The sequence below is a fragment of the Pasteurella multocida genome (assembly GCF_900187275.1).
Classification (GTDB): Bacteria; Pseudomonadota; Gammaproteobacteria; order Enterobacterales; family Pasteurellaceae; genus Pasteurella; species Pasteurella multocida.
In genome coordinates this window covers 2,026,173-2,046,236 of sequence record NZ_LT906458.1, presented here as the reverse complement: position 1 = coordinate 2,046,236, position 20,064 = coordinate 2,026,173, and the positions used below count along the sequence as shown (strand labels likewise).

The window sequence follows — 20,064 nt, the reverse complement described above, 5'->3', positions numbered from 1 at the left end:
TTTAACCTTCCTTCTCGATCTTATCTAAGGCTTGACGTAAGAGCGGACCATATTCATTTTTACCAGGGCAAACAAAGGTACAAAGGGCTAAATCTTCTTCATCTAGCTCTAAACACCCTAACGCCTGTGCAGAATCGGTATCGCCTGCTGCCAAATCACGCAGTAATAATGTTGGAATAATATCCAATGGCATCACACGCTCATAAGCACCGATAGGTACCATCGCACGCTCACCGCCATTAAGTGCGGTGGTAAAATTAAATAATTTTTTAGAGAAATGCCCTAACACCGTGCGTGAAAGTGAGTATTTATTCGCACCCGGCATGATCCAACCTAAAAATTCTTTCTCACGACCTTCTTCAAGTACCGAAACTTGCAATGCGTAACGACCTAAATAATCAACAGGACCTGCAGCTTTTGCACCACTTAATACTGAACCTGAAATCACGCGATTTTCACCGTCTTTCACTTCATTCGCTGTTAATTGGGAAAGGTTTGCACCTAATACGGTACGTACTAATCTTGGATTTTTCACTTGTGGACCAGCTAAGGACACTACGCGTGAAACATCTAATTCACCTGTGGTAAATAATTTACCCACTGCTATCACATCTTGGTAATTGATATACCAAACAAATTTGGTTGCACTCACAGGATCAATAAAGTGAATATGCGTACCACTTAACCCAGCTGGATGTGGACCCGCAAATTCTTTCACGTCAAGATTGGCAATGCTTGGGCTTGGAATGCTCGCATTCGCCGCTTTACACAGGTACACTTTCCCCTCATGTAAACGACTTAATACAGTCAGACCCGCTTCAAAAGCTTGCGCAGATTGTTGCACGATCACTTGTGGATCGGCACATAATGGATTGGTATCCATCGCATTCACGAAAATCGATACGGGTGTGGCATCGACGGCAGGCACTTTACTGAACGGACGCGTACGAAGTGCGGTCCATAATCCAGAAGTTTGTAAATTTTGACGAACTTGCTCTGAAGTAAGTTGGTTTAATTGTTCTGTTGTATATTTTTCAAAAGTAATTTGTTCATTACCTTCAATTTTAATTACTACAGATTGTAAAACTCGCTTAGCACCACGATGAATCGCAGTTACAGTACCACTTGCAGGGGCTGTGAAAACCACACCAGGGTTCTTTTTATCTTCAAAAAGCACTTGGCCTTTTTTCACAACATCACCTTCACGCACCTTCATTGAAGGGCGCATTCCCACATACTCTTCACCAAGCAAAGCAACTTCAGTGATAGCATTGCCATCACGGATTACCTGCTCTGGGCTTCCCGAAATAGGAAGATTCAAGCCTTTTTTAATCGTAATCATATTGTTTGCACTACTTTTAGTCAGATTAAAAATATAGTTACAGTGACTAGCACTATAACCTCGTCTTGAGTAATGATTTCAGCAAGATCATGCAAACGCTTTCAAAGCAACTACAATCACTCACCTCATTTCACATAAATTAAAACTCAAATTCTGTTTGTCGTCCCTATTTTGAACGGTTTAGCCAAAGAAAATTGTTCAAAATACAAACGTTAAAATTTTGATAAAATAAAACGCCTTATTTTAACTAAATAATAACCTTGGTGCCACTTTCGCACCCTATTTTTCTGAATTTTTAGTAAAAAAAATCTTTTTTTTTGAAGAAGGTCAAGTTTTACTCTTAATGAGTACAAGTAATTTACTTATAAAGGGTTAGATAAGAAAAAAGAAGCGTTCAGATACATTTTGTTATCTCAACACACATTTTTCATGGAATACGCACGCTTTCGTTACCGATGAAAAGTAAAATTTGGCAAAATAAAAAAGCCTAGCTCACTGACATATCATTAGCTAGGCTGACAAATTTGTCTTTGCTGAACAAAACATTATTCTCTAAAAAATAACCGTTTCAAACGGCGTGTTGATACTTCGCCACGACGTAATTGATCTAAAAATACCGCTAAAATAATCACTAAACCAATAATCAAGCGTTGCAAATACGAGGTGACGTTCAATAACGTCAGCCCATTTTGTAACACCCCCATAATAAGCGCCCCAATAGAAGTACTGACCACAGATCCCACGCCGCCCATCAAACTTGTCCCGCCTATCACGGTTGCAGCGATAGCATCTAATTCATAACCGTTTCCAGCGATAGGCTGTGCCGCATTTAAACGTCCAACTAAAATGATGGCACCAATTGCCGCTAATGCGCCATTAATCACATAAGCTTTAATTTCAAGTTTCTCAATATTAATACCGGACAATCGAACTGCTTCACGGTTTCCGCCTAACGCATAAATCTGTCGACCAAACATCGTTTGTGTTAGCACGTAAAAACTCACTAACACGACAAGTAACGCAATAATAACGGGTACCGGGAGCGCAAATGTTTCCGTCAGTGCAATACGCCCATTTCCTAAAAAACGCAATGTATCTGGAAAATTATAGATAGTTTTGCCATCTGATATGGTTAACGCAAGTCCTCTCGCAATACCCATCATGCCCAATGTTGTGATAAAAGGCGTCACTTTACCATACACAATCACTAATCCATTAACATAACCACAAAGGATACCAACAAAAATTGTTGCGATAATCGCGCTAATGACCATCATTAAGACAGAAAAGCTTGAAGGATTTTCACCTAACCAATCCATTCCCCAATGTGTAAAAACCCCTAAACAAACGGCACTGAGTGCGACAATAGAGCCAACTGACAGATCAATGCCACCGGTTAAAATGACATACGTCATACCAACAGAAATGACACAAATAATCGAAACCTGTAATAAGATATTGATAATATTATTCGTGGACAAAAACACATCGGAACTTAACGACATACCAATAATCATTAACAGTAAAATGATACCGATGCCTAATTTTGAGAAAATTTTTCTTAAATTTGTCATACAATACCTATTCATCTACACCAATCATTAAACGCATTAAATTCTCTTCTGTCATTTCTGCTTTATCTTTTACTTCGCGCACAATCTCACCTTGTCGCATCACGATAACACGATCTGACATCGTAATCAGTTCAGGCAGATCCGAAGAAACCATTACAATCGCCCCACCGTTATCGGTAAACTGTCGCATAAGATCATAAATTTCGGATTTCGCCCCCACGTCGATACCCCGTGTTGGCTCATCAAAAAACAGAATGTTAACACCACTTTCGAGCCAACGAGCAATAATCACTTTTTGTTGATTGCCTCCTGAAAGGGTTTGGCTGATTTGGTCTTGGCTATGTGAAACAATCCGGAGTTTTTGCCGATTTTCTTCTGCCACTAAGCGCTCTTGCTTTTTATTTAAAAATAAGCCATTCCAAAAGCGCTTTAAAATCGGTAACGTAATATTTTCTCGAATACTGAGTCCTAAAATTAAGCCTTGTTGCTTCCGGTCTTCGGTAATAAAACCTATTTTCTGTTTCACAGCATCTTCTGGCGAACGAATTTCCACCCGTTGCGCATTGAGATAAATCGCTCCGCTAGCCTCATCTGCACCAAAAATAGCTCGTAATAACTCTGTACGTCCAGCGCCCACTAATCCCGCAAAACCAAGTATTTCACCTTCATATAAAGAAAAAGAACTGCTTTTAATATGTTTATTCGTTAAACTCTCGACGCGCAAAACTTCTCGTGTTGGTAAATAATGACGATGATATTCAGCAAAATTAATTTCCCGCCCTACCATTAATTTGACGATTTCATCAGGAGAAGTGTCGCGATATGCCATGGTACCGGTTCGAATCCCATCTCTTAAAACCGTCACTTGATCCGCAATGTATTGAAATTCATCTAGACGGTGAGAGATATAAATCATTGCAACATTTTTTTCTTTTAATTGATGAATAATTTTAAACAGGGTTTGTGTATTTTTACGCGAAATTGAAGAGGTTGGCTCATCAAAAATAATCACTTTATATTCACTAAATACGGCTTTTGCAATCTCAACCATTTGTTGCTGTGCGATGGAGAGATCCGCTACTTTCGCATCAGGATCAATGTCTAACTCCAATTCACTAATGATTTGCTGCGTTTTATGACGCATCGTTTGCCAATCCATTTTTCCACAAAATACCGTTTTTTCATTCCCTAGAAAAATGTTTTCCAAGACGGATAACTGCGGCACTAACATCAATTCTTGATGAATAAATCCGATGCCTAAAGACTGCGCTTCTTTCACTGTTTTAGGAAAATAAGACTTTCCTTCATAAAACATTTCACCCTGCTCAAATGGATAAATACCTGCAATTATTTTACATAATGTAGATTTTCCTGCGCCATTTTCACCCACTAAACAGTGAACCTCACCCGCATAAATATCAAGATCCACGTTTTTCAATACCAGTACATCAAAAAAGCTTTTGCCGATATTTTTTAACTTTAAAATACAATCTCTCTGCGTCATAACGTCAATCCACATTCTTTACAGGTATTCCCACCCATAGCATAATTTAAACCCTGTCTAAAAAATGTGAATGACATCACAGTTTGATCATTTTAATCTGTCTATACTAAAGTTTCCTTATTTAACGCTGAGAGGAGAGAGATGATGATGTCAACATTTTTGAAGAAAACGATCACGGCAAGCGCCTTACTCATCGCCCTATCCGGTACTACGCTAGCTGCAGAAAAACCTCAAATTGCCTTACTCATGAAAACATTAAGTAATGAATATTTCATTACAATGCGACAAGGAGCGGAAGAAAAAGCAAAAGAGGTAAATATTGATTTAATTGTACAAGTTGCAGAAAAGGAAGATTCAACAGAACAGCTTGTGGGTCTAGTCGAAAACATGATTGCCAAAAAAGTGGATGGCATCATTGTTACCCCAAATGATTCTATCGCCTTTATTCCGGCATTTCAAAAAGCTGAAAAAGCCGGGATTCCGATTATCGATCTCGATGTTCGTTTAGATGAAAAAGCAACGAAGAAAGCTGGGTTAAAATTTAATTACGTTGGTGTCGATAACTTCCATGGTGGTTATTTGGCGGCTAAAAATCTAGCACAAGCCTTAAACGAAATGGGGGATGTTGCTATTTTAGAAGGGATTCCTGGTGTGGATAATGGCGAACAACGTAAAGCAGGTGCGCTCAAAGCATTTTCTGAATCACCAAATATCAAAGTTGTCGCTTCTCAGTCTGCAAACTGGGAAACAGAACAAGCACTTAATGTCACAACCAATATTTTAACCGCACATCCGAATATCAAAGGGATTTTTGCGGCGAACGATAATATGGCACTGGGTGCAGTCACCGCGATTGAAAATGCCGGATTAGCAGGAAAAGTCCTTGTTTCAGGTTACGACGGTATTCCCCTTGCGATTGAATACGTGAAAAAAGGTAAAATGCAAAATACCATCGACCAGCTCCCGAAAAAACAAGTTGCCGTGGCTATCGAAAGTATTTTGAAAAAATTAAACAAACAGGAACTGCCTGATTTTTATTACGTTGATCCGGTAGTCGTTGATAAACAGAAAGCACAAGAATATTAAATAACTTGTTCTACCAAAAACACCGCACTTTTCATCTATACTGAAAGTGCGGTTTTTGATTGCTTGAAATTAGTGTCCAATCCCGACACAATTCGTCGATTTCGGCATGCTTTCTTCTCGGTGGTTCCATTCCTCTTTGGTATAAAGATGTAATGCTAAAGCATGGATACCTTGTGCTAAGTCATCTGCCAAAAATTGATAAAGTTGACGGTGGCGAGCAACTTTGCTTAACCCATCGAAATGTTCACTGACTAACACAATCTTAAAATGAGAATTTGCGCCGCGTCCTGAACTATGCATGTGGCTTTCATTTTCTACGACCAAAAAATGTGGCTCAAATGCTTCCGTTAAGCGTGTAATCAATTCTTGTTGTTTTGACATCTTGTTCCTCACCATTTCAATAAATTTAGGGTATAAAGGCTATACATTCCTCATTAACTTTGCAAGAATAATATCTATCCACTTTTCTCCTTTGCTGTCCCCAAAGGGCAGCTACCGTTTATTTTATGAGGACATTATGAAACGACACCACACTCTTTCTCTTCTTACGATTCTCGCAGGAAGTCTGTTATTCGCAGGTTGCCAAACACAGCCTTCTACTTTAACCTTCACCCCACCCGCACCGGTTGCGTCGATGGCAGTCAATCAAAGTGCGGTCGTGTTTGTCACTGTACGCGATAGCCGTCCACAAAGTGAGGTATCGAGTTATGTGGCTGACGGTCGATTAGTTAAACTGTCTGCCATGCCGAGTGTCAGTGAGTTATTTCAACAAGTCCAACAACAGGATTTAATCAGTAAAGGATTCCGTATTGGTCATGCACAAAATGCTAATGTGTCTGTCACCGTGGACGTGAATCAATTTTACGCCAATGTAGAGCAAGGAAATTTACGCTATAACTTAGATAGTAAAGTACAAGTGACTGTACATGCTCAAAGTGCAAAAGGACATTTTAGTAAAAATATTAATGCCAGTCGCACTTATTCCGGTGCATTTTCCGCGAAAAACCCAGAAATTCAGCGTGTGTTAGGCGAAACCTTTAATGAAGTCGTGCGATCAATTTATCAGGATCGTGAAGTGGCGAATGCGATTACGACCTTAGCAACCCCATAAATTCACTATTTCCTCCCTAAAATCGATTCTGGTCCTGGTTGCGAGAATCGATTTTTCATTCTGAGTCTTTTTACTCCTTCAATAAAAGTATTGAATACGATTTCACCTTTTTCTATGATATCTTGATTATTTGAGAATTATTATCATTAAATAGGAGGTGTTATGTCTGACAAAATTTCACCCAATAAGATATCTGCGCTTTCTTCTACTTTATTAATCACTCTTTGGGCAAAAGCAGTTGAATATGATAAAGCCAATCCATTACTGAAAGATCGCGAAGCAGTAAGAATGAAAAAACAGATTGACTATGACTTTCAAAAGTTTGAATCTGCTCATTTATCACAAGTAGGATGTTGTGGACGCGCAAAATTATTTGATCAAGAAAGCTTAAAATTTCTTTCACAGCACCAAGACGCGGTTGTTGTGCAGCTTGGTGCAGGCTTAGATGCACGCTTTGAACGCTTAGGCAAACCACAAGTCAGTGCGTGGTATGATTTAGACTTACCTGAAGTCATCAATATACGTCGCCAACTTTTACCAGAAACGAGTAATCATTATTTGGCTGACTCACTTTTCAATACAGATTGGATGAAAACGGTTAGTCAACATAACAAACCCGTTTTATTAATTCTTGAAGGCGTATTGATGTTTTTTCCTAAAGAACAAGTCAAACAGTTTATTGCCTCGGTGGCTGAAAACTTACCTAACAGCACAATGATTTTCGATATTGTGCCCCCAATGGCAGTCGGTCGTAGTAAATACCACGATGCACTCAAAAAAATAGACAGTCAAGAACGCCCTGAATTTTCATGGACGATACAAGAGATCAAAGAGCTTGAAACATGGCATGCGGCAATTAGATTACGCTCAGTCCATTACATAAGCGATGTCTGTCGGGATCGCTATCCTTGCTGGACAAGATTACTTTACGCTACTCGCTGGGGAAAACACAATTTAGACCCGCGTGTCGTCACAATAAGCTTTGTTACTTAACAAGCAAAAAGAACTTGCTCTACTCCTGAATAACCAATCTAGCAAAAGCGAAACCGAGCATACATTCTCTCCACCAAAAGCAACAACGTTTTTTGGTAACAACATGGCAATATCGCGGAAAATCAACAACGAAATAGGTTAAATGCAGGAATGAAAAAACCCGCTAATAAATTAGCGGGTTTTAAGAATTTGGCTCCTCCTGCTGGACTTGAACCAGCGACATACGGATTAACAGTCCGCCGTTCTACCGACTGAACTAAGGAGGAATCGTGGTGCCTCGAGGCGGAATCGAACCACCGACACGGGGATTTTCAATCCCCTGCTCTACCGACTGAGCTATCGAGGCAACTCATCAGTGGTGCGTATTAAACGTTTTTTTCTGGGTTAAGTCAACACCTAAATTCAAAAAAACTCATTTTTTTTATTCAGTTGGATATTTAACAAACGAAAAGCATAGAAATAACACAATTTCATACATTTTTTATGTTTTTTCATTAAAAATAAATAACAAAATGCTCGCTATTCTTTGGAATAAAGCGAGCATTTTTTCACCTTACTTATTAATTATCGTCTTACGCGATAACTTTTCTGTGCTTGATCCACTTTAAGTAAGTAATTTCTTGCTTGCGCAGATGGATGTTGAGTCGTCAAAATCCGATAAACCTGTTCAGGATAAAGGCTATTGATCTTCGCAATCGCCGCATCACGATCTTGGTCAAAAACACGTAAAACCGCGCCTGCACCACTATTGTAAGCAGAAATCATGGCAAAACGTTTAGAGGTTGGATTAGTAATCCCGTCTAAATATTTATTTTGTAATAGCCATAAGTACGAGGTCCCCGCATCGATATTCTTTTCAGGATCAAATAAATAGGATTTGGACGGCTGTCCCCCTTTTCCTTTCATTTTGAAAATATCACGTCCAGCGGTTGTTGGCACAACTTGCATTAAACCAATCGCATTAGCATAACTAATCGCGTAAGGGTTAAAACTGGATTCTGTTTGCATGATGCCTAAAATCAAACTTTCATCCATATTGTAACGACGTGCCATTTTACGCACCAACGGTAAATATTTTTGTGCACGCACAGCAACGTGGTTGGCAATCATCGGGATCACCACATACTGTACAGTATGTCCATTACTTAAACGACGCGTTTGCAATTTATTCTGTAATAAATAATTCGCAAAGTTACCTGCTGTTGTGGTGTTAGTAATAGATCCCCCTAAATGATCGATCACTTGCCCCACTAAAAAAGGACGCGAGCTAATCGGCACATCACCCGAAGCAAACAGATCGATACCATTTGCATCAGACCCCATTAATAAAATATGCACAATCGCATTTTGTAAGTGACGTAAATCGCTTTGTGTTTCAACCGTAATCAACCCTTCATCAAAACTGACATGGCTACGCGTATAGAAACGATCGGTATATTTTACATAGTCTTTACGGCTCGCAACGAGTAATTCATTCACCCCCCAAATACGATCGATATTATGCGAAAACTGCCCTGTTAAAATATCTAATCCACGAGTATCTTTGGCGAATGCTTCATCAAATTGCGAACTGCGGTGTGTTTTCGTCCCACCACAAGCAAATAAAAAAGGGATTAATGCGTAAATTATGTACTTCTTCATCTTCATTTATTCCGTTGGGGGAACATAACCTTCAATGTGAACATCTTTACCTTCAAACAAGAAATTAACCATTTCTTGCTCAAGTAGTTGTCTATGATCCGCATTCATCATGTTTAACTTCTTCTCATTCACCAGCATAGTTTGTTTTTTCATCCATTCACTCCATGCTTGTTTGCTGATTGAGTCAAAAATACGCTTACCCAACTCGCCTGGATACAGCTGAAAGTCCAAGCCTTCAGATTCTTGTTTAAGGTATTCACAGAATACGGTTCTCGCCATAATAATTCCTTATAAATTGTGTTAATAAATTCTTTACTGGTGTTGCCAGTCCAATTTGTTCTGGATTTTGTGGATCATACCAATATTTGACCGCACTGAATACAGTTGATTCACTCTGTTCGGTCTTTTCTGAGACTTTTTTCCAATCGGTGCGATTTTGATCGAGTTGCGACCGTTGCAACTCAACATAAATAGGGTAAATATCTAAATGGAAATGACTAAACGTATGACGAAATGCGGTCCATTCTTGATAATAACCAATCCCTTGTGCCGCTAAAAATGCCAACAGCGCTGCTTTACTTTCAAACTGAGGAAAACAATAGAGCCCGCCCCAAAGCCCGTTATTTTCACGTTGCTCCAACGCAACTTTGCCATAGGCATTTAGAATCAAAAAATAACTTTCTCTTTCTGGCAGGACTTTTTTTGGTTTTTTGCCCGGATAAGCCTGCCAGTTTTGTTGTAAATATGCTTGGCAATGATGACGTAAAGGACAGAGATCACATTTAGGCTTTGTTCGAGTGCATACCATTGCCCCGAGATCCATCATTGCCTGATTAAAATTGGCGACCTGTTCAGTCGGCGTAACCTGTGCACTATATTGCCATAACTGTTCTTCGACTTTTTTCTCGCCCGCCCAACCAGACACCGCAAAATAACGAGAAAGCACGCGTTTCACATTACCATCTAGAATCGGGTAAGGTGCGTCTAAACAAGAAGAAAGCACAGCACCGGCAGTGCTTTTCCCCACGCCCGTCAGCGCCCACACCTGTTCAAAATCGGTCGGAAACTTACCCGCATATTGATCACGAATGGTTTGTGCCGCTTTATGTAAATTTCGTGCACGAGCATAGTAACCTAGCCCCGTCCATAAATGTAACACTTCATCTAATGGTGCATTCGCCAAGGCACAGATATTAGGAAATTTGTCGACAAACCGTTGAAAGTAAGGAATCACCGTCGCCACTTGAGTTTGTTGTAACATCACTTCGGACAACCAAACCCCGTATAACGTTTTATTCTGTTGCCAAGGCAAATGTTTACGCCCAAATTTGTCATACCAAGTTAACACGGCATGAGCAAAAGGGGCATGAGGAGAAGATTGAGCAAGTATCATCAATAAAAAAATCCGAAAACAGGTACGATCAAAGCATTGAAAAAAACCGACCGCACTTTGAAAATTCTCTCGCACAGGTTAATGTGGCGACATACTCTTTAACACATTATCTTTTAAGACAACATGATGAAATAGTGCTGCTAAGGCATGCACGCCTGACAACGCAATAAAGCTATTCGCCAAAATCACATGTGCCTTACCTAAAGAAATTTCAAGACTAAAATAAGGCAAGTTCATCCCAAATAACATAAAGTCATCCGCATCAGCAGTCAATGTAAAATACCCAGCAATAGGCGTCAGCAACAGACATAAATAAAGCAACATTTGCACAGAATGTGCGGCAATATGTTGCCAACGCGTTAGCTTATGTGCAGGCAATTGATTGCGATAATGCCAACGTAACCCCACACGTAACAGCAACAACATGGCAAGACTTAGACCACTTGCTACATGTATCTCCCCCATCAAGCCATCCGCAGGCGGATAATCCCCTGTAAAATAAGCTATTAACACTAACAATAATGTGAGCCAATGAAGGATAATCATTGGCTTCGGGTATTTTTGAGACATATCACATTCCTTTCCAACCAAGTATAAAATGTCAATAAATACACAAGCCTGCTCGACAAGCTTGGTGTTTTCCAACAAAAACCGTATAATTCGCGGCAAATTAGCCTCATTATAAACAAAAATATGTCATTTAATAATCAAGAATCAGAGAATTTACCAACCTTTGCTGATCAAAAACGTAAAACTGTGGAAGTTGCCGAATTTACCGCAGAGGGGCGCTATAAACGCAAAGTTCGCAGTTTCGTATTACGTACGGGGCGTTTGAGTGAATTTCAAAAAAATGCCATGAATCAACATTGGGGATTCTACGGTTTAGAACATCAAAACCAGCCCTTTGATTTTCCTGCTATTTATGGAAACAATAATCCTGTGGTACTCGAAATTGGCTTTGGTATGGGACACTCTTTAGTTGACATGGCACTGCAAAACCCTGAGCGCAATTATTTAGGGATCGAAGTTCACACGCCTGGTGTCGGGGCTTGTATCGCCTATGCGGTGGAAAAAGGGGTAAAAAATTTACGTATCATTTGCCATGATGCCACCGAAATTTTACGTGATTGCATTGCGGACCACAGCTTAGGTGGTTTGCAATTATTCTTCCCGGATCCATGGCATAAAGCAAAGCACCACAAACGCCGCATCGTCCAACCGCAATTTGTGAATACCATTACACAAAAGTTGACAACAGGTGGTTTTATTCACATGGCCACCGACTGGGAAAACTATGCAGAGCATATGTTAGCCGTGTTGCAACAAGCCGAAGGTTTACAAAATACATCAGCGACCCATGATTACATTCCACGCCCGGATTTCCGTCCATTAACTAAATTTGAGCAACGTGGACATCGTTTAGGACATGGCGTGTGGGATCTCTACTACATCAAAAAATAAAAAAACAAGCCCGCACTTTTTGAACAAAAGTCTGGCATAATGTAAAACAAATTTTATCAGCCAACAGAGAGGAGAATCGAACATGGCGATTAAACGTAACAGAAGACAACGTAAAAAAATGCACCTTGCTGAATTCCAAGAACTAGGTTTCTTAGTGAATTGGCAATTTGCAGAAGGTACGGCCATCGAGAAAGTTGATGAAGTGGTTGATCGCTTTATTTGTGAGGTAATCCAGCCAAACGGTCTTGCTTATGAAGGCAGTGGTTACTTACATTGGGAAGGTTTAGTCTGCTTAGAAGCCCTAGGCAAATGTGATGAAAGCCATCGCACCTTAGTCAAAGAATGGTTAGAGCAAAACGGCTTACAACAAATCGAAATCAGCCCATTATTTGATATCTGGTGGGAATATCCAGCAAAAGATGCATAATCCTTTTATGCGAGGCGAACAGTTTAGTTCGCCTTTTTCATTTTGCCATGCATAAGAATTCCACATTAGTGCGCATAAAACCTTGACGAAGCCAGTTTTCAAGCGTAACATTCGCCCCGATTTAGTAATATGAGGACACACACTTTGGACAGTCACAGTCGATACCGAATTGAGTTTTTACTGTAACTTTCGCCATTTCCTTAACATCGGCGAGGGTTCGCTGAGAGATCTTTTCTTCCACTGCTTTATTCGGCATCTTTTTTCGGTTATTGAAATATCAATCACCACTAGTCAAACGAATGAAAATTTAACCGCACTTTTATCGTTGAATTCTTTTTAACAAGATTTCGTTTGATCGCTTTTGTTCATAGCGTTGTTCATAATCCAATTAAGGAGTATGACAAAATGATTAATGCTTTCGCTCTCGAAGATGCACGCCTTGTCCGCATTGATGAAAATACCAATGCAGAATTAAATTCCGCCATTTGGCTCGATCTCATCGAACCAAGTAGTGAAGAACGCGAAATTTTACAAGAAGGCTTAGGTCAGAGCCTTGCTACGTTCCTTGAATTAGAAGATATCGAGGCATCGGCACGTTTCTTCGAAGATGAAGATGGTTTACACCTTCACTCTTTCTTTTATTGCGAAGACGAAGAAGATTATGCCGACTTAGCCAGCGTGGCATTTACTGTGCGTGACGGTCGTCTTTTCACACTCCGTGATCGTGAATTACCTGCTTTCCGTTTATATCGTATGCGCTCACGTAGTCAACGCTTGATTGAGTGTAACGCTTATGAAGTTTTACTTGATTTATTTGAAACCAAAATCGAGCAATTAGCCGACGTGATTGAAACCGTGTACTCAGATTTAGAAAAATTAAGTCGTGTCATTTTAGATGGCACACAAGGGGAAGCCTTTGACCAAGCACTCTCCACCTTAACGGAACAAGAAGACACCAGTTCCAAAGTACGTTTATGCTTAATGGATACGCAACGTGCGTTAAGTTTCTTAGTGCGTAAAACACGCTTACCAGCAAACCAGTTAGAACAAGCGCGTGAAATCTTACGCGATATTGAATCTCTCCAACCTCACAACGAGTCACTGTTCCAACGTGTCAACTTTTTGATGCAAGCGGCAATGGGTTTCATCAGTATCGAACAAAACCGTATTATCAAGATCTTCTCGGTTGTGTCGGTGATTTTCCTCCCGCCAACACTGGTTGCCTCTAACTATGGTATGAACTTTGATATTATGCCAGAATTAGGCTTTAAATTTGGTTATCCTATGGCGTTAGGCTTAATGGCACTGGCGGCATTTGCACCTTATTGGTATTTCAAACGCAAAGGCTGGTTATAAATCTACAGGACGTTAATATGAATACATTACAATTACTCGTTTTTATCATTATTGATCTTTATGGTCTGATTTTAGTATTACGCGCGTGGTTCCAATTCAGTCGCGTGGATTTTTACAATCCAATTTCACAAAGCTTGGTTAAAATCACCCAACCGGTATTAAATCCATTAACGACGTTTATTCCAACTGTGAAAAATATCAACCTCGCTGCGTTACTACTGGCTTTTTTACTCTTTAGTCTAAAATTCCCACTTGCACATGTGGTAGGTAACTTATTCATCGGCAATGCGGATATCCTAGACTACGCCATTATCGGTATGCTCACTTTAGTCCGTACCGTTGGAAAAGCGATTTTTTACGTTTTATTAATTGGTGCAGTGATGAGTTGGTTTAACCGTGGTGCCACCCCACTCCAATTCATCTTAGCTCAACTCAGTGAACCACTCCTTCGCCCGATTCAACGTATTCTGCCGAATACCGGTATGATTGATTTTTCCCCAATGGTATTAGCCGTTATTCTTTTCCTATTAAATAGTTTATTAGGCGATCTCTTCGATGTGTACTGGGCATTAGCCAGTTACTAGAAAGTGCGGTCGATTGTTAGGAAATTTGCGTTGTGACACAGCTACCCGCAGTAGAAAAACAAGAAGAACACTTACGGTTGCGGATTTTTCTGCAACCGAAAGCCAGTAAAGATCAGATCGTCGGTTTACACGACAATGAACTCAAAATCACCATCACCGCCCCGCCGATTGATGGACAAGCTAACGCCCACTTACTCAAATTTTTAAGCAAAACCTTTAAAGTGCCGAAAAGTAGCATTGTCTTGGAAAAAGGTGAGCTAAATAGACATAAACAGATTCTGATTCCTAATCCGAAAGTGATCCCTGCCGAAGTGAATGCCTTATTGAAGTGATTCTGTTTAGAAATCCGATCTCTAGTAGAGCGACACTGTAATAGGCTTGTAACCATGTAAAACGTACTGAAATTGAGCGTCAACGCTGATTAACATGCTGTTGCATATTTTCTCCTGTTAAAAACAGGCTTATAAACTCAACTCAAAAATACTTTTCTTTGTATTCATTTTAAACCCCTCTGCTTCAAGCATTGCCTGTTGCTGTGGAGCTTGTTCTATCACTAAACGCGTCGATTGCGTATAACGCACAAATTCTTTTGCTTTTGCGATTAACGCAGCATAGATCTCAGTTTTATAAGGACAGGCTTGCACAAAAATATCAGTCAGTTGCCAATAACGTTGTAATTGCAAAGAGGAAAGACGTGGATAAAGCTGAATAAAACCTAACGCTTGGTGTGTGTCATCGACAGCAATAAAAAAAATACTTTCACTAAAACGAATACGATTCGTCAAAAAAGCCAAAGTGCGGTCAGGATTTTCCGACATGCCATGCGAAAGACGATATTGCTCAAAGAGCGGTAAAAGACTCTCTAAATTCCATTGTTCAGCTTTAAATATTTTCATTTTCATCACAAGCGTGCATTTTTTGTCTAATCCATACAGTGGATTGTAGCTTTTTAAAACAAAATAATCACCTTTTCACAAAAAATTTTTTTAAATTTGCCTAAAATCAACAGAATGGAGGAAAAAATTTGCTATAGTAATGCGGTTATTTTTTATTACTTTAATACGGAGAAAATTATGGCTCGTCGTCCTTTAGTTATGGGTAACTGGAAATTAAACGGTAGCAAAGCATTCACCAAAGCATTAATCGAAGACTTAAAAACAGAATTAGCGGGTGTTGAAGGCTGCGATGTGGCAATTGCCCCACCGGTGATGTATTTAGCAGAAGCAGAAGCTGCCTTAAAATGCAGTTGTAGTTGTGGCGGAAAAGCCATTGCCCTTGGTGCACAAAACGTCGATGTGAATGTACAAGGCGCCTTTACTGGCGATATTTCAACAGAAATGCTGAAAGATTTTGGTGCAAAATATATCATTATCGGTCACTCTGAGCGTCGTACTTATCATAAAGAAAGCGATGAATTCATCGCGAAAAAATTCGCAGCATTAAAACAAGCAGGCTTAGTGCCGGTATTGTGTATCGGTGAAAGTGAAGCCGAAAATGAAGCGGGCAAAACAGAAGAAGTATGCGCACGCCAAATTGATGCCGTATTAAATACATTAGGCGCTGAAGCCTTTAATGGTGCCGTTATCGCTTATGAGCCAATTTGGGCAATCGGTACCGGTAAATCAGCAACCCCTGCTCAAGCACAAGCAGTTCATGCCTTTATCCGCGGTCATATCGCGAAAAAAGACAACGCGGTGGCAGAACAAGTGATTATCCAATACGGTGGTTCAGTTAATGATGCGAATGCGGCTGAATTATTTACTCAACCCGATATCGACGGTGCATTAGTTGGTGGTGCCTCATTAAAAGCCCCTGCCTTTGCCGTGATCGTCAAAGCCGCAGCAAAAGCAAAAAACTAATTGATTCGTCAATGTAAAAAGCAGATCAATGATCTGCTTTTTTTATGTTTCAAGTGCGGTAGCTTAGACTATTTTTTCCAACTCACGAATGCCCATGTTTTGAACTCACCACGCGCTGAAGTAAGGTTGGGGTGTGTCGCGTAGTAGGCTTTCAGTTTTTGTATTTCTTGCTCCGTTAACTGACCAATTGACCACTGAACCGATTGAATAAAACTTTCTTCCGTCATTTTCTCCGGTTCGACTAAACCACAACTTGAAGTAATAAAATCGACACTGGCGTGGTAGCCTTTTTGATGTAGTAAATTGAGTGCGTACATATAATTAGGGAACCCCACAGAATCTCGACCAATATACTGTAGAATGTCGCGTGCAATAAAATCTTTCTCTACAATCATGGTCATATACACTGCTTTCTTAGCTTTGGCATTGAGCTTATCAATTGCATCATCTAAATCCGCCACCATAGAAGAACGAGAAGACACGCAAATGTCGCATACAGGAACCTCTTCCCAGCTGTCATCCCACGATTTTTGGATGGCTTGAACGTGCTCAAAACCTAATTTGGTCGCACGTTGTTGTAACACGGATAACATCCCTTCGCTGTAATCTAAACCATATACTTGCTTAACCTGCGGTGCAATCGCAAGACAAATTGCGCCACCACCACAACCTACATCCAGTAAGCTTTCTACGTTGTTCAGATCCATCCGACTAACAAATGCCTGCACATAATGATTATTCAAATCAAACGCTGAATGTTGCATTTTTTCCGCTTTACGATCCCAATCTTGGGCAGTTTTGGGTTCTCTTGATGCCATCTGATAATGATTGCGGTAGAGTTCGGCAAAATCCACATCGCGTAAAGTTTGTTGCTTATTCATAAGATATCCTTAAATTTTTGCGTAATACGTCTTCGTCTAATTGATAAATCTTGGCTAAATTTTGTGTAGTCAGGGTTTGTTTTGGTGTACCGTTTGCAATAATACGACCTTGATGGAACAAGATAGTCCGATCAGCGACATGAAAGCTGTGCTCGGGTTGATGTGTAGTCATTAAAATTGACAATCCTGTTTGTTTTAGCTGTGTAATTTTTTCTAATACGCGAATTTGATTACCAAAATCCAGATTAGACGTTGGTTCATCCATAATCAAAAAAGCAGGCTGTTGTGCTAAAGCACGAGCAATCAATACTAATTGACGCTCCCCACCACTAATTTCATGGTAAAAACGCTGACTCAAATGGGCGATGCCCAACGTCGAGAGACACTGCTCTGCAATCGCAATATCCTTTTGTTTAGGAGAACTGTACCAAGCAAGTTGGGCAGTCCTGCCCATCAGCACCACTTCTTGTACGGTAAAATGGAACAAATGATGTACTTGTGGCACATAACCAATAAATTGTGCCAATTCTTTTTGTGTCCAGGTAAAGTGCGGTCGGTTTTGTAACAATATTTCTCCAGCAAGCGTAGGCAATAGACCTAACAACGTTTTGAGTAACGTGGTTTTGCCACAGCCGTTCGCCCCAAGTAAACAGACCACCTGATTCGGCTCAAGCTGTAAATTAAGATCCGAAGCTAACACCTGTTTTTTATAGCCTATACTCACATGCTTCAAAGTGACCAAACTCATCGCTTCCCTCCTTGAATGAGTAAACTCAAAAAGAACGGCGCACCGACCAGAGAGGTAATAATGCCTAAAGGGACTTCTATGGAGAAAATTGAACGGGCAATGGTATCAGTGAGTAGCAAAAAAGTGGCACCGATAAATAAACTCGTTGGCAATAAACGCCGGAAATCCGCACCAATCCATAAACGCGCAATATGCGGAATGATCAAGCCAACCCAACCAATAATCCCTGTAATAGACACCGCAGCTGAAGTCATGAGTGTTGCGGATAAGATAAAAATAAGCCGTGTACGTTTCGTATTAATACCCAATGTTTCAGCTTCCTCGTCATCTAAACTGAGTAAATTCATCCGCCAACGTAATAAAATTAAAGGAATCAAACTAGCACAAATTAAAGGGGCAACTAAAGCAAGATCATTTAAGGTTGCCATATTTAATCCGCCCATTAACCAAAAAGTGATCGTGGTTAATTGACTATAAGGATCCGATAAGATTTTTAATAACGAGATGCCCGCACTTAATAACGATGCAATCGCAATGCCTGCTAACACTAAGGCTAAGGTCGGTGAGTGATGAGGTGCCGTACGTGAGATTAAATAGACTAAAAATACTGCTAGTAATCCGCCTAAAAATGCAACGACTTGAATCGTGAATAACGAACCGCCAAAATAAATCGCCGTAACCGCCCCCAGTCCTGCGCCTGCTGTCACGCCTAAAATATCTGGGGAGACCAAGGGATTTTTAAACATCCCTTGGTAAGTTGCCCCGGCAACAGATAACGCCGCACCGACAATAATGGCGGTAAAAATACGCGGTAAACGAATATTCCATAAGACCGTTTCGGCATCAGTACGAGGATTATCCGCCGCAATATGCAATACCGCCTGCCAAACATCTTGCAAGGCGATGTGATATTGCCCAATCAAACAAGCTGATATGGCGACCAACACTAATAATATCGGTGGTAGCCATAAACGAGCGGTTACATTCATAACGAATTATTTAATGCCAAACTTTGCCTGTGCTTTTTGATCTAATTGATGACCATAGAACAACGCAAAGTAGTCATTAATTAACATCGCATACTGTTTCGCATCCACCTTCTCGGCGGCAAAATGATGAGCTAACCATACCGCACCTAATAAACGATTCACACTTGGTGGCTGATCTAACCAGCCGAACGGTTCTGCCGGCACTAAATAAAATTGCTTATTTTTGACCGCACTTAATTGCTGCCACACATCTGCGGTTTTCAATAACTCATAGAAATTTTTATCGTGTGTCAAAATCACATTAGGTTGCCACTGTAAAAGTTGCTCCATCGACACACGTGCAATTTTCTTCTCACCTGCCACATCAGCAACATTTTTCATCCCCACCCAATCTAATACTTCACCGTGGATAGACCCAGCTAAACCGGTTTCTAACCCATCCGCGCCACGAGCAAAGTAAACAGTAACCGGCTGTTTCTCATTGCGTACACTATTTTCAGTCAGGGCGAGCACTTTCTCCGCATAAGTAGCGAGTTTTTCACCTTTTTCCTCACTACCAATTAATTTCGCCACTTCACGAATTTGCTGCGCAGTTTGTGGGAATTTACCATCCACTAACACAAAAGGCAGTTGGGTTTGTTGATTAACCCGTTCCGCTGTCGCCAGATAACTTTTACTCACACTACCAACATCTACAATAATATCCGGTTTCAACGCCACCAGTTTTTCCAATGGTGCGGTAGAACCTCGTCCTGCCAAGCGCCCTGTCACCTCGAATTTTTGGACTTGCTCAGAAAAATAAGGCATCCCTTTCTTCGGTAATTCACTTGATACACCTAATAGTTTTTCAGGCGCTAATGCAATCAACAACACATCTGCCACTTTGCCTGCACTTAACACTTTTTGGACCTTTTGCCCTTCCACCTCACCATATTTCCCTGCCACTAATGAGAATTCACTTTGTGCACTGACGACACCCGCAAATAAAGAAAGCACTAAAAGTGCGGTCGATTTTTTAATAAATTTCGTTAACATAGCCACTCCTTTCTGGTTAAGATTTCGCTATATACTATTATTTACATCGAAAGAAATAAATAACTTCACGTCAAACCAAG

The 20,064-nt window shown here is 40.4% G+C and carries 22 protein-coding genes and 2 tRNA genes; 9 read left to right on the top strand and 15 right to left on the bottom strand.

Translation table 11 applies throughout. The features are described 5' to 3' along the window. Position 1 precedes the first annotated feature (1 nt). From CKV69_RS09505 to CKV69_RS09495, 3 genes are all read right to left on the bottom strand, one after another. On the bottom strand, positions 2-1,342 hold the full coding sequence (locus CKV69_RS09505) for a Na(+)-translocating NADH-quinone reductase subunit A (protein ID WP_005751968.1): 1,341 nt from the start codon (positions 1,340-1,342) through the stop codon (positions 2-4). Positions 1,343-1,887: 545 nt separating this feature from the next. Further along, positions 1,888-2,916: an ABC transporter permease gene (locus tag CKV69_RS09500; protein ID WP_005723924.1), complete on the bottom strand. Its 1,029-nt coding sequence runs from the start codon at positions 2,914-2,916 to the stop codon at positions 1,888-1,890. Between the two features lie 7 nt (positions 2,917-2,923). Continuing rightward, positions 2,924-4,420 (bottom strand): sugar ABC transporter ATP-binding protein, encoded by a 1,497-nt coding sequence (locus CKV69_RS09495; protein ID WP_016504255.1) that lies wholly within the window; start codon positions 4,418-4,420, stop codon positions 2,924-2,926. A 144-nt stretch (positions 4,421-4,564) separates the two neighbouring features. Between CKV69_RS09495 and CKV69_RS09490 the strand changes: the two genes are divergently transcribed. Next, positions 4,565-5,506, top strand: a complete 942-nt coding sequence (locus CKV69_RS09490) for a sugar ABC transporter substrate-binding protein (RefSeq protein WP_005723919.1) — start codon at positions 4,565-4,567, stop codon at positions 5,504-5,506. A 69-nt stretch (positions 5,507-5,575) separates the two neighbouring features. Here CKV69_RS09490 and CKV69_RS09485 read toward each other — a convergent pair whose 3' ends face one another. Continuing rightward, positions 5,576-5,887 carry a BolA family protein gene (locus CKV69_RS09485; RefSeq protein ID WP_015702654.1) on the bottom strand — a complete coding sequence of 104 codons (312 nt, stop codon included), beginning with the start codon at positions 5,885-5,887 and terminating at the stop codon, positions 5,576-5,578. Between the two features lie 136 nt (positions 5,888-6,023). Here CKV69_RS09485 and CKV69_RS09480 point away from each other — a divergent pair, with 136 nt between their 5' ends. Both CKV69_RS09480 and CKV69_RS09475 read left to right on the top strand, forming a co-directional pair. Beyond that, a complete protein-coding gene (locus CKV69_RS09480) occupies positions 6,024-6,617 on the top strand; it encodes a YajG family lipoprotein (protein WP_005717810.1) in 594 nt (197 codons plus the stop codon). A 162-nt stretch (positions 6,618-6,779) separates the two neighbouring features. Then, the gene (locus tag CKV69_RS09475; protein ID WP_015702653.1) at positions 6,780-7,610 is read left to right on the top strand and encodes a class I SAM-dependent methyltransferase; all 831 of its coding nucleotides are present in this window, start codon (positions 6,780-6,782) and stop codon (positions 7,608-7,610) included. A 190-nt stretch (positions 7,611-7,800) separates the two neighbouring features. On the opposite strand, the gene CKV69_RS09470 is transcribed toward CKV69_RS09475, so the two are convergent. The 6 genes from CKV69_RS09470 to CKV69_RS09445 form a co-directional block, all read right to left on the bottom strand. Then, a tRNA-Asn gene (locus CKV69_RS09470) sits at positions 7,801-7,876 on the bottom strand. 4 nt (positions 7,877-7,880) lie between these two features. Then, positions 7,881-7,956: transfer RNA gene (locus tag CKV69_RS09465), tRNA-Phe, on the bottom strand. 218 nt (positions 7,957-8,174) lie between these two features. Continuing rightward, positions 8,175-9,251, bottom strand: a complete 1,077-nt coding sequence (mltC, locus tag CKV69_RS09460) for a membrane-bound lytic murein transglycosylase MltC (protein WP_005723912.1) — start codon at positions 9,249-9,251, stop codon at positions 8,175-8,177. A 6-nt stretch (positions 9,252-9,257) separates the two neighbouring features. Then, positions 9,258-9,530: an oxidative damage protection protein gene (locus tag CKV69_RS09455; RefSeq protein ID WP_005717807.1), complete on the bottom strand. Its 273-nt coding sequence runs from the start codon at positions 9,528-9,530 to the stop codon at positions 9,258-9,260. Beyond that, positions 9,508-10,644 (bottom strand): A/G-specific adenine glycosylase, encoded by a 1,137-nt coding sequence (mutY, locus tag CKV69_RS09450; RefSeq protein WP_015702651.1) that lies wholly within the window; start codon positions 10,642-10,644, stop codon positions 9,508-9,510. Before mutY ends, CKV69_RS09455 begins: the two co-directional genes overlap by 23 nt. Positions 10,645-10,722: 78 nt before the next feature. After that, on the bottom strand, positions 10,723-11,214 hold the full coding sequence (locus CKV69_RS09445) for a cytochrome b (protein WP_005754843.1): 492 nt from the start codon (positions 11,212-11,214) through the stop codon (positions 10,723-10,725). 123 nt (positions 11,215-11,337) lie between these two features. On the opposite strand from CKV69_RS09445, the gene trmB reads away from it, so the two are divergent. The 5 genes from trmB to yggU all read left to right on the top strand — a co-directional run bounded on the left by trmB (position 11,338) and on the right by yggU (position 14,804). Further along, a complete protein-coding gene (trmB, locus tag CKV69_RS09440; protein WP_005717804.1) occupies positions 11,338-12,105 on the top strand; it encodes a tRNA (guanosine(46)-N7)-methyltransferase TrmB in 768 nt (255 codons plus the stop codon). An 82-nt stretch (positions 12,106-12,187) separates the two neighbouring features. Then, on the top strand, positions 12,188-12,532 hold the full coding sequence (locus CKV69_RS09435) for a YggL family protein (RefSeq protein ID WP_005717803.1): 345 nt from the start codon (positions 12,188-12,190) through the stop codon (positions 12,530-12,532). 405 nt (positions 12,533-12,937) lie between these two features. Beyond that, positions 12,938-13,888, top strand: coding sequence for a magnesium/cobalt transporter CorA (corA, locus tag CKV69_RS09430; protein ID WP_005717802.1), 951 nt, complete (start codon positions 12,938-12,940; stop codon positions 13,886-13,888). Positions 13,889-13,905: 17 nt separating this feature from the next. Then, positions 13,906-14,472, top strand: coding sequence for a YggT family protein (locus CKV69_RS09425; protein WP_005723893.1), 567 nt, complete (start codon positions 13,906-13,908; stop codon positions 14,470-14,472). Positions 14,473-14,504: 32 nt separating this feature from the next. Continuing rightward, positions 14,505-14,804, top strand: a complete 300-nt coding sequence (yggU, locus tag CKV69_RS09420) for a DUF167 family protein YggU (protein ID WP_005717800.1) — start codon at positions 14,505-14,507, stop codon at positions 14,802-14,804. Between the two features lie 129 nt (positions 14,805-14,933). Here yggU and CKV69_RS09415 read toward each other — a convergent pair whose 3' ends face one another. Then, positions 14,934-15,368 carry a hypothetical protein gene (locus CKV69_RS09415; protein WP_016504381.1) on the bottom strand — a complete coding sequence of 145 codons (435 nt, stop codon included), beginning with the start codon at positions 15,366-15,368 and terminating at the stop codon, positions 14,934-14,936. Between the two features lie 177 nt (positions 15,369-15,545). Here CKV69_RS09415 and tpiA point away from each other — a divergent pair, with 177 nt between their 5' ends. After that, a complete protein-coding gene (gene tpiA / locus CKV69_RS09410) occupies positions 15,546-16,331 on the top strand; it encodes a triose-phosphate isomerase (RefSeq protein ID WP_005717798.1) in 786 nt (261 codons plus the stop codon). A gap of 68 nt (positions 16,332-16,399) precedes the next feature. Here the strand turns inward: tpiA and CKV69_RS09405 are convergent, their stop codons facing one another. From CKV69_RS09405 to CKV69_RS09390, 4 genes are read right to left on the bottom strand one after another with little or no spacing between them, the layout of a single operon-like run. Then, positions 16,400-17,212 carry a class I SAM-dependent methyltransferase gene (locus CKV69_RS09405; RefSeq protein WP_015702649.1) on the bottom strand — a complete coding sequence of 271 codons (813 nt, stop codon included), beginning with the start codon at positions 17,210-17,212 and terminating at the stop codon, positions 16,400-16,402. Continuing rightward, positions 17,205-17,960, bottom strand: coding sequence for an ABC transporter ATP-binding protein (locus CKV69_RS09400; RefSeq protein ID WP_015702648.1), 756 nt, complete (start codon positions 17,958-17,960; stop codon positions 17,205-17,207). The genes CKV69_RS09405 and CKV69_RS09400 overlap by 8 nt, the downstream gene beginning before the upstream one ends. Next, positions 17,957-18,949 carry a FecCD family ABC transporter permease gene (locus CKV69_RS09395; RefSeq protein WP_005754836.1) on the bottom strand — a complete coding sequence of 331 codons (993 nt, stop codon included), beginning with the start codon at positions 18,947-18,949 and terminating at the stop codon, positions 17,957-17,959. The genes CKV69_RS09400 and CKV69_RS09395 overlap by 4 nt, the downstream gene beginning before the upstream one ends. Positions 18,950-18,955: 6 nt before the next feature. Beyond that, positions 18,956-19,984 carry an iron ABC transporter substrate-binding protein gene (locus CKV69_RS09390; protein ID WP_015702647.1) on the bottom strand — a complete coding sequence of 343 codons (1,029 nt, stop codon included), beginning with the start codon at positions 19,982-19,984 and terminating at the stop codon, positions 18,956-18,958. Positions 19,985-20,064: the final 80 nt, after the last annotated feature.

Excerpts from the sequence above, each read along its gene's own strand:
- CKV69_RS09505 (WP_005751968.1), bottom strand. The coding sequence starts at position 1,342 with ATGATTACGATTAAAAAAGGCTTGAATCTTCCTATTTCGGGAAGCCCA.
- CKV69_RS09500 (WP_005723924.1), bottom strand. The coding sequence starts at position 2,916 with ATGACAAATTTAAGAAAAATTTTCTCAAAATTAGGCATCGGTATCATT.
- CKV69_RS09495 (WP_016504255.1), bottom strand. The coding sequence starts at position 4,420 with ATGACGCAGAGAGATTGTATTTTAAAGTTAAAAAATATCGGCAAAAGC.
- CKV69_RS09490 (WP_005723919.1), top strand. The coding sequence starts at position 4,565 with ATGATGTCAACATTTTTGAAGAAAACGATCACGGCAAGCGCCTTACTC.
- CKV69_RS09485 (WP_015702654.1), bottom strand. The coding sequence starts at position 5,887 with ATGTCAAAACAACAAGAATTGATTACACGCTTAACGGAAGCATTTGAG.
- CKV69_RS09480 (WP_005717810.1), top strand. The coding sequence starts at position 6,024 with ATGAAACGACACCACACTCTTTCTCTTCTTACGATTCTCGCAGGAAGT.
- CKV69_RS09475 (WP_015702653.1), top strand. The coding sequence starts at position 6,780 with ATGTCTGACAAAATTTCACCCAATAAGATATCTGCGCTTTCTTCTACT.
- mltC (WP_005723912.1), bottom strand. The coding sequence starts at position 9,251 with ATGAAGAAGTACATAATTTACGCATTAATCCCTTTTTTATTTGCTTGT.
- CKV69_RS09455 (WP_005717807.1), bottom strand. The coding sequence starts at position 9,530 with ATGGCGAGAACCGTATTCTGTGAATACCTTAAACAAGAATCTGAAGGC.
- mutY (WP_015702651.1), bottom strand. The coding sequence starts at position 10,644 with ATGATACTTGCTCAATCTTCTCCTCATGCCCCTTTTGCTCATGCCGTG.
- CKV69_RS09445 (WP_005754843.1), bottom strand. The coding sequence starts at position 11,214 with ATGTCTCAAAAATACCCGAAGCCAATGATTATCCTTCATTGGCTCACA.
- trmB (WP_005717804.1), top strand. The coding sequence starts at position 11,338 with ATGTCATTTAATAATCAAGAATCAGAGAATTTACCAACCTTTGCTGAT.
- CKV69_RS09435 (WP_005717803.1), top strand. The coding sequence starts at position 12,188 with ATGGCGATTAAACGTAACAGAAGACAACGTAAAAAAATGCACCTTGCT.
- corA (WP_005717802.1), top strand. The coding sequence starts at position 12,938 with ATGATTAATGCTTTCGCTCTCGAAGATGCACGCCTTGTCCGCATTGAT.
- CKV69_RS09425 (WP_005723893.1), top strand. The coding sequence starts at position 13,906 with ATGAATACATTACAATTACTCGTTTTTATCATTATTGATCTTTATGGT.
- CKV69_RS09415 (WP_016504381.1), bottom strand. The coding sequence starts at position 15,368 with ATGAAAATATTTAAAGCTGAACAATGGAATTTAGAGAGTCTTTTACCG.
- tpiA (WP_005717798.1), top strand. The coding sequence starts at position 15,546 with ATGGCTCGTCGTCCTTTAGTTATGGGTAACTGGAAATTAAACGGTAGC.
- CKV69_RS09405 (WP_015702649.1), bottom strand. The coding sequence starts at position 17,212 with ATGAATAAGCAACAAACTTTACGCGATGTGGATTTTGCCGAACTCTAC.
- CKV69_RS09400 (WP_015702648.1), bottom strand. The coding sequence starts at position 17,960 with ATGAGTTTGGTCACTTTGAAGCATGTGAGTATAGGCTATAAAAAACAG.
- CKV69_RS09395 (WP_005754836.1), bottom strand. The coding sequence starts at position 18,949 with ATGAATGTAACCGCTCGTTTATGGCTACCACCGATATTATTAGTGTTG.
- CKV69_RS09390 (WP_015702647.1), bottom strand. The coding sequence starts at position 19,984 with ATGTTAACGAAATTTATTAAAAAATCGACCGCACTTTTAGTGCTTTCT.